At 72.0% G+C, this 13,710-nt stretch carries 16 protein-coding genes; 12 read left to right on the top strand and 4 right to left on the bottom strand.

The window, feature by feature from the left end; all coding sequences use genetic code 11:
* Positions 1 to 100 precede the first annotated feature (100 nt).
* Positions 101 to 1,624 (top strand): GTPase HflX, encoded by a 1,524-nt coding sequence (hflX, locus tag ACOWU6_RS13310; protein WP_421075979.1) that lies wholly within the window; start codon positions 101 to 103, stop codon positions 1,622 to 1,624.
* Positions 1,625 to 1,642: 18 nt separating this feature from the next.
* Here the strand turns inward: hflX and ACOWU6_RS13305 are convergent, their stop codons facing one another.
* Together ACOWU6_RS13305 and ACOWU6_RS13300 are read right to left on the bottom strand one after the other, a co-directional pair.
* Positions 1,643 to 2,419, bottom strand: a complete 777-nt coding sequence (locus ACOWU6_RS13305) for a hypothetical protein (RefSeq protein ID WP_421075978.1) — start codon at positions 2,417 to 2,419, stop codon at positions 1,643 to 1,645.
* 4 nt (positions 2,420 to 2,423) lie between these two features.
* Entirely contained in the window at positions 2,424 to 4,406 is a 1,983-nt protein-coding gene (locus ACOWU6_RS13300) for an alpha/beta hydrolase family protein (protein WP_421075977.1), read from the bottom strand.
* Positions 4,407 to 4,551: 145 nt separating this feature from the next.
* On the opposite strand from ACOWU6_RS13300, the gene ACOWU6_RS13295 reads away from it, so the two are divergent.
* On the top strand, positions 4,552 to 5,490 hold the full coding sequence (locus ACOWU6_RS13295) for a methylenetetrahydrofolate reductase (protein WP_271174257.1): 939 nt from the start codon (positions 4,552 to 4,554) through the stop codon (positions 5,488 to 5,490).
* Between the two features lie 69 nt (positions 5,491 to 5,559).
* Here the strand turns inward: ACOWU6_RS13295 and lexA are convergent, their stop codons facing one another.
* Complete coding sequence (lexA, locus tag ACOWU6_RS13290; RefSeq protein WP_271174258.1) at positions 5,560 to 6,243, bottom strand: transcriptional repressor LexA; 684 nt, start codon at positions 6,241 to 6,243, stop codon at positions 5,560 to 5,562.
* 251 nt (positions 6,244 to 6,494) lie between these two features.
* On the opposite strand from lexA, the gene ACOWU6_RS13285 reads away from it, so the two are divergent.
* From ACOWU6_RS13285 to ACOWU6_RS13260, 6 genes are all read left to right on the top strand, one after another.
* Positions 6,495 to 6,848, top strand: a complete 354-nt coding sequence (locus ACOWU6_RS13285) for a LysM peptidoglycan-binding domain-containing protein (RefSeq protein ID WP_282980026.1) — start codon at positions 6,495 to 6,497, stop codon at positions 6,846 to 6,848.
* Positions 6,849 to 6,875: 27 nt separating this feature from the next.
* On the top strand, positions 6,876 to 7,955 hold the full coding sequence (locus ACOWU6_RS13280) for a histidinol-phosphate transaminase (protein WP_282980027.1): 1,080 nt from the start codon (positions 6,876 to 6,878) through the stop codon (positions 7,953 to 7,955).
* 43 nt (positions 7,956 to 7,998) lie between these two features.
* Positions 7,999 to 8,598, top strand: a complete 600-nt coding sequence (hisB, locus tag ACOWU6_RS13275) for an imidazoleglycerol-phosphate dehydratase HisB (RefSeq protein ID WP_271174261.1) — start codon at positions 7,999 to 8,001, stop codon at positions 8,596 to 8,598.
* Positions 8,595 to 9,245: an imidazole glycerol phosphate synthase subunit HisH gene (gene hisH, locus ACOWU6_RS13270; protein WP_282980028.1), complete on the top strand. Its 651-nt coding sequence runs from the start codon at positions 8,595 to 8,597 to the stop codon at positions 9,243 to 9,245. The genes hisB and hisH overlap by 4 nt, the downstream gene beginning before the upstream one ends.
* Positions 9,246 to 9,331: 86 nt before the next feature.
* Positions 9,332 to 10,078, top strand: coding sequence for a bifunctional 1-(5-phosphoribosyl)-5-((5-phosphoribosylamino)methylideneamino)imidazole-4-carboxamide isomerase/phosphoribosylanthranilate isomerase PriA (priA, locus tag ACOWU6_RS13265; RefSeq protein ID WP_271174263.1), 747 nt, complete (start codon positions 9,332 to 9,334; stop codon positions 10,076 to 10,078).
* A complete protein-coding gene (locus tag ACOWU6_RS13260; protein ID WP_421075976.1) occupies positions 10,062 to 10,829 on the top strand; it encodes an SseB family protein in 768 nt (255 codons plus the stop codon). The genes priA and ACOWU6_RS13260 overlap by 17 nt, the downstream gene beginning before the upstream one ends.
* 24 nt (positions 10,830 to 10,853) lie before the next feature.
* Here ACOWU6_RS13260 and ACOWU6_RS13255 read toward each other — a convergent pair whose 3' ends face one another.
* Positions 10,854 to 11,264 carry a DUF1844 domain-containing protein gene (locus ACOWU6_RS13255; protein ID WP_282980032.1) on the bottom strand — a complete coding sequence of 137 codons (411 nt, stop codon included), beginning with the start codon at positions 11,262 to 11,264 and terminating at the stop codon, positions 10,854 to 10,856.
* A gap of 247 nt (positions 11,265 to 11,511) precedes the next feature.
* On the opposite strand from ACOWU6_RS13255, the gene infC reads away from it, so the two are divergent.
* From infC to ACOWU6_RS13235, 4 genes are all read left to right on the top strand, one after another.
* On the top strand, positions 11,512 to 12,108 hold the full coding sequence (gene infC / locus ACOWU6_RS13250; protein ID WP_310090211.1) for a translation initiation factor IF-3: 597 nt from the start codon (positions 11,512 to 11,514) through the stop codon (positions 12,106 to 12,108).
* Positions 12,109 to 12,183: 75 nt separating this feature from the next.
* A complete protein-coding gene (gene rpmI, locus ACOWU6_RS13245; RefSeq protein WP_259606271.1) occupies positions 12,184 to 12,378 on the top strand; it encodes a 50S ribosomal protein L35 in 195 nt (64 codons plus the stop codon).
* 32 nt (positions 12,379 to 12,410) lie between these two features.
* The gene (gene rplT / locus ACOWU6_RS13240) at positions 12,411 to 12,797 is read left to right on the top strand and encodes a 50S ribosomal protein L20 (protein ID WP_271174267.1); all 387 of its coding nucleotides are present in this window, start codon (positions 12,411 to 12,413) and stop codon (positions 12,795 to 12,797) included.
* 69 nt (positions 12,798 to 12,866) lie between these two features.
* Positions 12,867 to 13,673 (top strand): TrmH family RNA methyltransferase, encoded by an 807-nt coding sequence (locus ACOWU6_RS13235; RefSeq protein ID WP_282980034.1) that lies wholly within the window; start codon positions 12,867 to 12,869, stop codon positions 13,671 to 13,673.
* The last annotated feature ends 37 nt before the right edge of the window (positions 13,674 to 13,710 follow it).

The raw sequence follows: 13,710 nt of genomic DNA, 5'->3' as shown, positions 1-13,710 counted from the left end.
TGTCCCGCGATCCCCGCGCGCGGTATCCTGTAGGGCTCATCGCACCCGGACGCACGCCGACCCGGGCCCGCGGAGCGCACACCACCACGAAAGGCACCCTTTGACCGACACCTTCCATCCCGACGTGCAGACCGATCCGACGACGGACCCGGTCGATCGCGTGCTCTCGCACGCGGAGGCGCGCTCGGGCGTCCGCATCTTCGGAGCAGCGCAGGCGCTGCAGGATGCGGGAACCGCGGCCGGGTCGACGACCGACGGCGACCAGTGGGACCTCGAGGCGCGCCACGCACTCCGACGCGTCGCCGGTCTGTCCACCGAGCTCGAGGACGTCACGGAGGTCGAGTACCGCCAGCTGCGTCTCGAGAACGTCGTCCTCGTGGGCGTGTACGCGCAGGGCTCGCTCGTCGACGCGGAGAACTCCCTGCGGGAGCTCGCCGCGCTCGCCGAGACGGCGGGCTCGACCGTGCTCGACGGCGTCCTGCAGCGCCGCCCGCATCCCGACCCCGCGACCTACATCGGGCGCGGCAAGGCGGAGGAGCTCAAGGACATCGTGATGTCCGCCGGCGCCGACACCGTGATCGCCGACGCCGAGCTCGCCCCGAGCCAGCGGCGTGCGCTCGAGGACGTCATCAAGGTCAAGGTGATCGACCGGACCGCCGTCATCCTCGACATCTTCGCCCAGCACGCGAAGACCCGAGAGGGCAAGGCCCAGGTCGAGCTCGCCCAGCTCGAGTACCTCCTGCCGCGTCTGCGCGGCTGGGGCGAGTCGATGAGCCGACAGGCGGGCGGACAGGTCGGCGCGGGCGGAGCGGGCATGGGCTCGCGCGGACCGGGTGAGACGAAGATCGAGCTCGATCGCCGCCGCATCCGCACCCGCATGGCGCAGCTGCGCAAGCAGATCAGGGATTTCGCGCCCGCGCGCGACGCCAAGCGCTCCGAGCGCAAGCGGCACACCGTCCCGTCGGTCGCGATCGCCGGGTACACGAACGCGGGCAAGTCGTCGCTTCTGAACCGCCTCACGAGCGCGGGGGTGCTCGTCGAGAACGCGCTCTTCGCGACGCTCGACGCGACCGTGCGGCGCACCGAGACATCCGACGGGCGCGTGTTCACGTTCGCCGACACGGTCGGGTTCGTGCGCAACCTGCCGCACCAGCTCGTCGAGGCGTTCCGCTCGACGCTCGAGGAGGTCGCCGACGCCGACGTCATCGTGCACGTCGTCGACGCGCACCACCCGGATCCGGCCGGCCAGATCGCGACCGTCCGCGACGTGATGGCGGATGTCGGCGCGCGCGACATCCGCGAGATCATCGTGTTCAACAAGGCCGATCTCATCGATGAGGACGCGCGCCTCGTGCTGCGCGGTCTCGAGCCCGACGCCGTGTTCGTCTCGTCCCGCACGGGCGAGGGCATCGAGGAGCTCCGCGCCGTCGTGGAGGCGGCGCTCCCCGTTCCCGCCGTGGAGGTGCGCGCCCTCATTCCCTACGACCGCGGCGATCTCATCTCGGCCATCCACGAGACCGGCCTCTTCCTCGAGCAGGAGCACGAGTCCGGGGGCACGCGGGTCCATGCGCGCGTGTCGCCGCGTCTCGCCGCCGAGCTCGAGCGCTTCTCGAGCGCGGGGTGAGCGCGGGGTCCGCCTCGCTCAGCCGAGCGCGGCGGACCCCAGCCACACGAGGGCGGTGATCGCGAGCGCCTGCGCCCAGCTCACCATGCTCCCGACGAGGAAGTACTCCGCCTGCGTGCCGCGCTCGCGGTCGCGGGAGATCTCGGGGAAGCGCACGATGCCCTTGGCCGCGATGAGCGCGGCGACGACCGGGTAGGCGTGCGCGAGCAGGAGGCCGCCGACGACGATCCGCTCGAGCGGTCCGATGAGGCGTCCGCCGCGGAGCGTGTGCACGTCCTGAGGGTCGGGCGCCGCCGTGTCGCGCTCGCCGCGCTGGCCGAAGATGCGCCGCCGCCGCGACGGGGCGGCGTCGCCGTCCGCGGGGACGTCCTCCGTGCGCAGCGCGGTGCGGACGACCCGGTTCGCCGACTCGAGCAGGAACAGGGCGCCGCCGGCCGCGAGGAGGACGAGCGACAGGGGAAGGCCCTCGCCCTGCCCCCACTCGACGCGGATGGCGACCGCGGGCGGCGGGACGACGATCGCCGTCAGGGCGATGCCGCCCAGGAGCACGACCGGGAGGAAGCCGAGCGGAGAGTCGTCGGCGCGCATGGTCGCGAGCCAGCCGAGCGCGGCGACGACCGGGCCCAGCGCCAGGACGAGCGACGCGAGCGGATCGGCGCCGAGCGCCGCGCCGGCGAGCGCGCAGACGACGAGCACGGCGGACACGCCCGCCGTGCGCAGGCGCGCGCCCGGCGCTGCCGCGCGGATGAGGTCGGCGCCGCCGATCGCGGCGAGCACGAGCGCTGTCAGTTCCATCGCGTCAGACCGTACCCCGCGGGTCGGACAGGCCCTCGATCTCGAGGGGCGGCACGCCGGGCGTCTCGAACCCGAGGACGGCGCCGAGGAACGCGACCTCGGCCTCGAACGAGCGGATGATCGCCTCGCGCCCGCGGAACCCGTGCGCCTCGCCCTCGAACAGCAGGTAGGCGTGCGGGACCCCGTTCGCCGCGAGCGCGTCGCGCAGCGCCTCGGACTGCGAGGGCGGCACGACCGGGTCGTCCGCGCCCTGGAGGATGAGGAGGGGCGTGCGGAGCGCTTCGGGGCGAGACAGCGGCGATCGCCTCGCGTACAGCTCCTCCGCCTCGGGGAGCGGGCCGACGAGGCCGTCGATGTAGCGCGCCTCGAAATCGTGCGTCTCGGCGACGAGCATCCGCAGGTCGGCGACGCCGTAGCGGCTGATCCCGGCCGAGAACACGTCGGTGTCGGCGATCGCGCACAGCACGGTCCATCCGCCCGCCGATCCTCCGCGCACCGCGAGGCGCGCGGGGTCGGCGATGCCGGCTTCGGCGATGCCGCGCGCGGCGGCCGCGACGTCCTCGACGTCGACCACGCCCCATCCGCCCTTGAGGCGCTCGCGGTACGCGCGCCCGTAGCCGGTCGATCCGCCGTAGTTGACATCGAGCACGCCGATGCCCCGGCTCGTGAAGTACGCGACCGCGAGGGAGAGGTCGCCCGAGACGTGCGCGGTCGGGCCCCCGTGCACGAGCACGAGATACGGCGGCAGGTCGCCCTCGGGGCCCGTCGCGAGCGGGTTCGTCGGCGGAAATGCGAAGGCGTGCACATCCCCGCGCGGCCCGGGGAACGACAGCGGCAGAGCCTCGGGCATCCACGCCGGGTCGAGGTCGGTCTCCCCGCCGCGCACCGGCGCGAAGGTCCGCGCGTCGACGTCGAGGAGCCAGATGCCGCCCGGCGTCCGCGGGCCGGCGCCCGACAGCAGCAGGCGCGCGCCGTCGACGTCCTTGACGAGCATCTGCCCGAGCGGCGTCTCGAGCTCCGTCACCGCCCGCGTTCCGGGATCGACGAGCACGAGCCGGTCGCGTCCGTTCGTCTGCACCGCGGCGATCCGACCGTCCTCGAGCCGCGCGTACCAGCGGGTCCCGAGATTCCAGAGCGGCCCGCCCGTGTCGGCGTCGGAAGGCAGGAGCGGCTCCACGACGGCGCCTCCGGCCGCGTCGAGCCGGGCGCGGCGGAGGTTCCATCGGGCAGGGCCGCCGGGCGCGGCAGGAGGGTCCGCGACGAAGAGGAGCTCATCGTCCGCCGCCCATTCGGGCTGCAGCGCCGACACTTCCTGCCCGTCCGCGACGCCGCGCCCGCCGGCGAGTGTTGTCCAGCGGCGCACGCGCCCATCCGATTCGATGCGCCCGACGCGCAGCTCCGCGGCATCCCACGGCATGTCCGGATGGTCCCACGCGATCCACGCGAGCCGGCCAGCGCGCGGTGCGGGGTAGGCGACGAAGTCGCTCCCTGCGACGACGCTCACGATCGCGGACGCGTCCTCCGCCGCGCTGCCGTCGAGCGGGATGGCGACGATGTCGCGACGGGGAGCCCCCGTGGCGCCCTGCGTCTCGCGGACCGCCCACAGTCGGCCCTCCGCGAGGACGAGGTCGCCGAACGCCATGCCGGTGCCCGCGGGCGTGAGCGGGATGGGCTCCGCATCGGCCGTGCGCAGGTACACGCGCTGATCCGACTGCTCGACGAAGAGGAGTGCGCCGTCGTCGGCCGCGGTCCACGCGCCGCCTCCGTACTCGTGGACGCGAGACCGCGCGCTCCAGGGCGCGGGAAGAACGCTCGCGCCGTCGCTCGCCCGCAGCACCGCTGTGCGCCCCCGCTCGGCCGCGACGCCCTCGGCCCACCAGACGTCGCCGCCTACGAACCGCGCGTCGCCGAGGCGCGGGGAGTTCCCCGCGATGTCGGACGCCGCGATGGGCGACGGCCACGAGCCGAACGGGAGCGTCTGCGTCATGTCCTCCACGGTAACCGGCGACGTTCCGACACGGAGCGTCACAGATGCTCCCGCGCCCGCGCGCGGGCGACTACGGTCGGGAGAGGAGAGGCCGGATGCGGCGGCAGGGGATCGCCGCGGCGACCGGAGAGCACGGAGGAAGGACATGGCGACGTCGGCCACGCCGTTCTCGTTCGAGCTGTACCCGCCGCGCACGCCCGCGCGCACCGCGGCTCTCGAGGAGACCATCCGCCGCCTGGCCGCAGCAGGCCCGGACTTCCTCTCCGTCACGTACGGCGCGGGCGGCTCCACGGGCGGTGCGTCGCTGCGCGTGCTGCGGTGGATCCGCGAGAACACGGACGTCGAGCCGCTCGCTCACCTCACGTGCGTCGGCAACGACTACGCGACGGCGAGCGCCCTCATCCGCGAGTTCCTCGACGCGGGCATCCTCAGCTTCCTCGCCATCCGCGGCGACCCGCCCGCCGGGAAGGACGAGGACGACGCGTTCCTGGGCGACCTGCGGACCTCGGCCGAGCTGGTCCAGCTCATCCACCGCGTGCAGGCCGAGCGCGCTCCCTACGGCGAGACGACGATCCCGGGCGTTCCCGAGGCGGTGCGGGTGGACCGCGCCCCGCGTGCGCGCACGCTCGTCGCGGCCTTCCCCAACGGGCATCCGCGCTCGCGCCATCCGCTCGAGCACCTCGATGCGCTCCTCGCGAAGCAGGCGGCCGGCGCCGAGGCCGCGATCACCCAGCTCTTCTTCCATGCCGACGACTACCTGCGCTTCGTCGATCGCGCCCGGGCCGCGGGCGTGACCATCCCGATCCTCCCCGGCATCATGCCCGTGACCTCTCCCGCCAAGCTCGCGCGCATGCTCGAGCTCACGGGCGAGCCCCTGCCGTCGGAGCTGTCGATCGCGCTCGAGGTCGAGCCGACCCCCGAGGGCCGCAGGGAGATCGGCATCGCCTACGCGGCGGACCTCGCGCGCGCGGTGCTCGCCGGCGGGGCCCCGGGCATCCACCTCTACGCCTTCAACGAGCACGAGACCGTGCTCGCGGTGCTGCGCGAAGCCGGGGTCGCGCTGCGCGAGACCGCGGCTTCCTGACCGCCGGTTCGCTCCCGGCACACGAGGAGGGCGGGAGCCGACCGGCTCCCGCCCTCCTCGTGTGCGCCGTCAGACCGCGCGCAGGATAGCGACGACCTTGCCGAGGACCACAGCGTCGTCGGCGAGGATCGGCTCGAACGCCGAGTTGCGCGGGAGGAGCCAGGTGTGGCCGTCGCGCTGACGGAACGTCTTGACGGTCGCCTCGCCGTCGACCATGGCCGCGACGATGTCGCCGTTCTCCGCCGTGCCCTGCGACCGGATGACGACCCAGTCGCCGTCGCAGATCGCCGCGTCGATCATCGACTCGCCGCTGACCTTGAGCATGAAGAGCTCGCCCTTGCCGACGAGCTGTCGGGGGAGGGGGAAGATCTCCTCGACCTGCTGCTCGGCCGTGATCGGGACGCCGGCGGCGATGCGGCCGACCAGCGGCACGAGAGCGGCGTCGCCGACCGCGGGGCCCGAGTCGGCCGGGTTCTCCGCCGCCGAGCCCGGGAGATCGATGAGCACCTCCATCGCGCGGGTCTTCCCGGGGTCGCGACGCAGGTAGCCGCTCAGCTCGAGCTGCCCGAGCTGATGCGTCACGCTCGAGAGCGACTTCAGTCCGACCGCGTCGCCGATCTCGCGCATGCTCGGCGGGTAGCCGTTGTGCTGGATGGAGCGCTGGATGACCTCGAGGATGGCCAGCTGCTTGTCGCTCAGGTTCTTGCGCCGCCGCGTGCGCGGCTTCTCCTCGCGCGTGCCCGCATCCGTCATGTCGTGCTCCTTCGCTGCCCCGCTCGAATGTCGGAGGTGCGTGATGTGGTGGTCCCGTCAGGACGACGCTAGCGGATCTCGACGGGATTCCGGGAGATTTGTTCGAGCGTGTCTCGCAGAAGTCGCGAAACCCGTTCGAAGAGAGTTCTTGACACCGCGACCACATCGAAGATAGGTTCGGAACATCACTTCGGGTCCGTCTCTCCCGGCCGAGCAGACGGACTCGAAGTGATCTACAGGAAGGAACCGCCATGCGCACGAACAGCTCCGCTCCGGCACGCTCGACCCGCCTCCGCCTCACGGTGCGCGGCCGCCGGGTCCTCGCCGCGCTCGCCGCGGCTCCGCTCGTCGCGGCGATCGGATTCGGGGTGCTCAGCGGCGGCGCGGCCCTCGCCTCGCGCGAGGACAGTGCGCCTGCCGGCACCTTCGACACCGTCACGGTCATGGCGGGCGACACCCTGTGGGACATCGCGCAGGCGGTCGCCCCCGAGGCGGACCCGCGCGACGTCGTCGACGAGATCCTGCACCTCAACCAGCTCCCGGGGAGCGACATCGCCGCGGGGCAGGAGATCGCCATCCCCGCCGCCTACTCGACGGGCGAGTGAGTCCGTCGCGCGCTCTAGCATGGACGGGTGACCGTCTCTCTCGATGACCTCCCCCTGCGCGACGACCTCCGCGGACAGCAGCCCTACGGCGCTCCGCAGGCGCCGCTGCCCGTCGCGCTGAACGTCAACGAGAACACGCACCCGATCCCCGACGAGGTCGCCGACGACATCGCGGACTCGGTCGCCCTCGCGCTGCGGGATGTGAACCGCTACCCGGATCGCGAGTTCACGGCGCTCCGCGAAGGGTTCGCGGAGTACCTCGGGCACGGGCTCGAGCCCGAGCAGATCTGGGCCGCGAACGGCTCGAACGAGGTGCTGCAGCACCTCCTCCAGGCGTTCGCCGGACCGGGGCGGACGGCGTTCGGCTTCGCCCCCACCTACTCGATGTACACGCTGCTGACGCGCGGCGTCGGCGCGACGTTCGTGTCGGGAGAGCGGGGGGCGAACTTCTCCCTCACGCCCGAGAGCGCGGCCGCGCAGGTCGCGGAGGCCCGGCCCGACGTCGTGTTCCTGTGCGCACCGAACAACCCGACGGGGACGCCGCTCGAGAACGACGTCGTGGAAGCCGTCTACGACGCGACCGACGGCATCGTCATCGTCGACGAGGCGTACCGCGAGTTCGCGCCGCGCGACGTGCCCTCGGCGCTCCAGCTGCTGCCCGGGCGGCCCCGGCTCGTCGTCTCGCGCACCATGAGCAAGGCGTTCGCGTTCGCGGGCGCGCGCGTCGGCTACCTCGCCGCGGACCCCGCGGTCGTCGACGCCCTCCGCCTCGTCCGCCTCCCGTACCACCTCAGCGCGCTCACGCAGGCGGCGGCTTCCGCGGCCCTGCGTCACGCCGACACGATGCTCGCGATGGTCGACGAGATCGTCGAGCAGCGCGACCGGATCTCGGCCACGCTCGAGGCGCTCGGCTACACCGTGTACCCGACGTGGTCGAACTTCGTCCTGTTCGGCGGCGTGGAGGATCCGCACGCGACCTGGCAGGCGCTCTACGACCGCGGCGTGCTCATCCGCGACATCGGCATCCCCGGACACCTCCGGGTGACCGCGGGGACCGAGGACGAGACGAGCGCCTTCCTCGACGCGCTCGCCGAGATCGGCCGCTGAGCGCGCGAGGAGCCCGGTCGGGTCGCGCCGGTAGAATCGGAGCATGACCCGTACCGCGCGCCGCACCCGTTCCACGAGCGAGTCGAGCATCGAGCTCGAGCTCGACCTCGACGGAACGGGCAGGAGCAGCATCGACACGAGCGTGCCGTTCTTCGACCACATGCTCACGGCGTTCGCGAAGCACTCGCTCACCGATCTCACCGTGAAGGCGACCGGCGACACCCACATCGACGCGCACCACACGGTCGAGGACACGGCGATCGTGCTCGGGCAGGCCATCCGCGAGGCGCTGGGCGACAAGGCCGGGATCTCGCGCTACGGCGACGCCCTCGTCCCGCTCGACGAGGCGCTGGCACAGGCCGTCGTCGACATCTCGGGGCGTCCCTACCTCGTGCACACGGGGGAGCCGGCGGGCTTCGAGCAGCACCTCATCGGCGGCCACTTCACGGGCTCGCTCGTGCGCCACACGTTCGAGGCCCTCGCGTTCAACGCGGGCCTGACCGTGCACGTCCGCGTGCTGAACGGCCGCGACCCGCACCACATCGCCGAAGCGGAGTACAAGGCCTTCGCGCGCGCGTTCCGTCAGGCCAAGGCCCTCGATCCGCTCGTCGAGGGCATTCCCTCGACCAAGGGCGCACTGTGAGCGACGAGCGACCGACCGTCGCGGTGCTCGACTACGGGTCGGGCAACGTGCACTCCGCCGTCAAGGCGCTCGAGGCCGCAGGCGCCGACGTCGAGCTGACGCGCGACCGCGAGGCGGTGCTCGCGGCCGACGGGCTGCTCGTGCCCGGCGTCGGCGCGTTCCAGGCGGTCATGGAGCAGCTGAACGCGATCCGTGGCGGCGAGCTCATCGAGCGCCGCCTCGCGGGAGGGCGCCCCGTCCTCGGGATCTGCGTCGGCATGCAGGTGCTCTTCGCCCGCGGCATCGAGCGCGGGGTCGAGACGGAGGGCCTCGCGGAGTGGCCGGGGACCGTGACCGAGCTCGACGCCCCGGTCGTGCCGCACATGGGCTGGAACACCGTCGAGGCGGGGGAGCGCTCGCGCCTCTTCCAGGGGCTCGAGTCCGAGCGGTTCTACTTCGTGCACTCCTACGCCGCGCAGCAGTGGGAGCTCGAGGTCGATCCGCCGTTCCCGCAGCCCGTCCTGACGTGGGCGACGCATGGCGGCCGGTTCCTCGCCGCGGTCGAGAACGGACCGCTCAGCGCGACGCAGTTCCACCCCGAGAAGTCGGGCGAGGCGGGCATCCGCCTGCTCCGCAACTGGGTCGACGGGCTGCGCCGCGCAGGCTGAGCCGCGTCGACTTGGAGTCGGGGGCGGCACGGGTCTAGTCTCTTGACTCGTGCGTCGGCAGGAGATGCCTGCGAGCACGAGGTGACATGAACGATTTCGCATCCACTCCCGCTCTCACCCTCCTCCCCGCCGTCGACGTCGCGGACGGCAAGGCCGTCCGCCTGACGCAGGGCGAGGCCGGTTCGGAGACGAGCTACGGCGACCCCATCGAGGCCGCGGAGAACTGGAAGAGCCAGGGGGCGGACTGGATCCACCTCGTCGACCTCGACGCCGCGTTCGGCCGCGGCAGCAACGCCGGCATCCTGCGCAAGGTGATCAAGCACATGCGCGGCGTCAACGTCGAGCTGTCCGGCGGCATCCGGGACGACGCCTCGCTCGAGGCTGCGCTCGAGAGCGGCGCCCAGCGCATCAACCTCGGCACGGCGGCCCTCGAGAACCCCGAGTGGACGGCCTCCGTGATCAGCCGCTACGGCGAGGCGATCGCGGTCGGCCTCGACGTGCGCGGGACGACGCTGGCCGCGCGCGGCTGGACCCAGGACGGCGGCGACCTCTGGGAGGTGCTCGACCGCCTCGAGGAGGCCGGCTGCAGCCGCTACGTCGTCACGGACGTCACCAAGGACGGCACGCTGCGCGGCCCCAACATCGAGCTGCTCCGCGAGATGGCGCAGCGCACGCCCAAGCCGATCGTCGCCTCGGGTGGCGTGTCGAGCCTCGACGACATCGTCGCGCTGCGTGAGCTCGTGCCGCTCGGCGTCGAAGGGGCGATCGTGGGCAAGGCGCTCTACGCCGGTGCGTTCACGCTCGCCGAGGCACTGGATGTCGCGGGGTACTGACAACTCCGCCGACTCCGCCGGCGTCCCCTGGGAGGGTCGCCGGTTCCAGCCGAACCCGGCGGCAGGCGACGACGGCTCAGCCGATCCCGCCCTGTGGGAGGCGCTGACGTCGTTCCGTGCCGGGTCCGGCTCGCAGCGCGCGGTCGTCGACGCCCTGCGGACGGCGCGCGTGCTCGTGCCGCTCGTCGCGGAGAAGGGCGACGAGGGCGTCGGGCCGAACGGCCTCACGGTCGACAAGACCCAGGAGCTCTCGATCGTGACCGTGGCCGCGCCAGACGGGCGCAAGGTGCTTCCGCTCTTCTCCTGCGTCGACACCATGTCCGCGTGGGACCCGAAGGCGCGGCCGATCCCGGTTGCGGGCACGCGCGCTGCGCTCTCGGCGGCGGGCGAGGACACCGACCTCATCGTGCTCGACCCGACGAGCCCGACCGAGTTCGTCGTGCGCCGCCCTGCGGTGTGGGCGATCGCGCAGGATCAGGGGTGGGAGCCCGCCCCGGCCAATCCCGACGTCTTCCTCGGGCTGCAGGACAGCGTGGTGGGGGAGCTCGCCGTCGTCGATGTCGGCGTGGAGGCAGGGGATCCGGGCGCACGGCTCGCCGGCCCGGAGCTCATCGTGCGCCTGAAGCTCATCGCGGGCCTCGACCGGTCCGAGCTCGACGCCGTCCTCCAGCGTCTCGCGCGTCGCTGGGCCGCCGACGACCGGATCGCCGTGCTCGTCGACTCGCTCCAGGTCAAACTCGACGCCGCCTGAGACGTGGGGCCGCCGCGTCGGGCGTCAGACGACCGGCCCCGTCCACTTCTCGCCCGGCCCCTTGCCGGGGGCGTCGGGGATCGTCGACAGCTCGCGGAAGCGCAGCTGAAGCGAGCGCAGGCCATCCCGGATCGGCCGCGCGTGCATGTCGCTGATCTCGGGCGCCGCCGCCGTGACGAGGCCCGCGAGGGCGTTGATGAGCTTGCGCGCCTCGTCGAGATCGACGAGGTCGTCGGCGTCCGGCGCGTCGGCGAGACCGAGCTTGACGGCGGCGGCGCTCATGAGGTGCACGCAGCCGGACGCGATGACCTCGACGGCCGCGACGTCGGCGATGTCGCGGACCGCGTCTGTCGCCGCCGACGCCTGCTCCTGCTCCTCCCATCGCGCGTGGCGCTCGGGGTCGAAGGGGGAGTTGTCCGCGGGAATGGCGCTCATGGTCCGCTCTCTGTTAGACTTCTGCGGGCTCCGGAGTGCTCTCCGGACGAAAGAGGATTCAGTTCCCACCCGCGCTTGCCGTTCCAGGCTACCGGGTCATGCACACTCCGCTCGCGTCTGCGCGAGTCGATCAGGGTGTCGAGCCGATGCGTGTCGTCGTGCTCGGGTGGATGCTGAAGACTCTCCCGCCCGCAGCCGCGACCCTCGCAGCTGCGGAGGCTCGAATCTCGCACCCAAGGAGTTCCGCATCAGCGATCCCCGCACCAACGAGCGCATCCGCGTGCCAGAGGTCCGACTCGTCGGCCCGGCAGGCGAGCAGATCGGCGTCGTCCGTATCGAGGTGGCTCTGCGCCTGGCGCAGGAGGCAGACCTCGACCTCGTCGAGGTGGCCCCCAACTCTCGTCCTCCCGTGGTCAAGATCATGGACTACGGGAAGTTCAAGTACGAGGCCGCCCAGAAGGCCAAGGAAGCACGCCGCAACCAGGCGAACACGGTCCTCAAGGAGGTCCGCTTCCGCCTGAAGATCGACCAGCACGACTACGACACCAAGCGCAAGCGTGCCGAGGGCTTCCTGCAGGCCGGCGACAAGGTCAAGGCGATGATCCTCTTCCGCGGACGCGAGCAGTCGCGTCCCGATCAGGGCGTGCGCCTGCTGCAGAAGTTCGCCGAGGACGTCTCGGAGTTCGGCTCCGTGGAGTCGCGCCCGACGATCGACGGCCGCAACATGGTGATGGTGATCGCTCCGCACAAGAACAAGTCGGAGGCGAAGGCCGAGCAGAACGCCGCCCGCGCAGCCAACAAGCAGGCGCAGCGCGAGGCCAAGGCCGCTCCCGCCGGGGAGTAGTCCCGAGAACTTCCCGCCGCGGCGGGTTGCACACAACGTCGCCCCGTGGGGCGCAGACGTAAGGAAAAGAAGAAGATGCCGAAGCAGAAGACCCACTCGGGCAGCAAGAAGCGCTTCAAGATCACCGGCAGCGGCAAGATCAAGAAGCAGCAGGCGAACATGCGTCACAACCTCGAGCACAAGTCGAGCCGCCGCACCCGCCGCCTGAACCAGGACCAGGTCATCTCTGGCAACGACCTCAAGGTCGTCAAGAAGCTCCTCGGTCGCTGACCGCGACGCACGTTCGTTAGGAAGTATGAAGAATGGCTAGAGTCAAGCGCGCAGTCAATGCGCAGAAGAAGCGTCGCGTCATCCTCGAGCGCGCCTCGGGCTACCGCGGACAGCGTTCGCGTCTGTACCGGAAGGCGAAGGAGCAGGTCACCCACTCGCTCGTCTACGCGTACCGTGACCGCCGCCAGCGCAAGGGCGACTTCCGTCGCCTGTGGATCCAGCGCATCAACGCTGCGAGCCGCGCCAACGGCCTCACCTACAACCGCCTCATCCAGGGCCTCGGCCTCGCGGGTGTCGAGGTGGACCGCCGCATGCTGGCCGAGCTCGCCGTGAACGAGCCCGCCACGTTCGCCGCGCTCGTCGACGTCGCCAAGAAGGCGCTGCCGGGCGACGTGAACGCGCCGAAGTCGGCTGCGTGATCTGACACGATCTCCGCAGGAGGGCGTCCCGTGAGGGGCGCCCTCTTGTCATGTCCCTAGACTTGACATGTGCTGGAGAATCCCCGGTCGCCGCGTGTGCGGGCCGTAGCGAAGCTGGCGAGGCGCGTCGCGCGCAAGGAGACGGGGCTGTTCCTCCTGGAGGGGCCGCAGGCCGTGCGCGAGGCGGTGACCTACCGCCCCGACGTGATCGTCGAGCTCTTCGCGACGCCGACGGCGCTCGAGAAGCACGCCGACCTCCGTGCTCAGCTGATCGACGAGGGCGTCGAGATCGAGTTCGTCACCGAGCCCGTCCTCGAGTCGATGGCCGACACGGTCACGCCGCAGGGGTTCGTCGCGGTGGCGAAGCAGAACCCCACGGCGCTGAAGGACGTGTTCGCGGCAGAGCCGCGCCTCATCGCGATCTGCGAGGAGGTGCGCGATCCCGGCAACCTGGGCACGATCATCCGGGCGGCCGATGCCGCGGGCGCGGACGCCGTGATCCTCACGGGCCGCACGGTCGACCCGTACAACCCCAAGGTCGTCCGCTCGACCACCGGGTCGCTCTTCCACGTGCCGGTCGCGGTCGGCGCGGAGCTCGAGGACGTCATCACGCGCGCGAAGGGCGCGGGACTCGCCGTCCTCGCGGCCGACGTGAAGGGCGACGACCTCCTCGCGGCGCGGGAGAGCGGTGCGCTCGCTCGCCCGATGGGATGGCTGTTCGGGAACGAGGCGCGCGGGCTCGCCGACGAGGCGCTCGCCCTCGCCGACGGCGCGCTGCGCCTCCCGATCTACGGGAAGGCCGAGTCGCTCAACCTCGCGACCGCCGCGAGCGTGTGCCTCTACGAGACCGCGTTCGCGCAGCGCGCGGCCGGCTGAGCCGCCGTCGACCCGTTACAACTCGGTAAAGGCTCCC

This window comes from Microbacterium sp. SA156 (assembly GCF_049065455.1).
GTDB lineage: Bacteria > Actinomycetota > Actinomycetes > Actinomycetales > Microbacteriaceae > Microbacterium > Microbacterium barkeri.
Note: the sequence above shows the minus strand (reverse complement) of the source record. Positions and strands in the feature narration are given on the sequence as shown.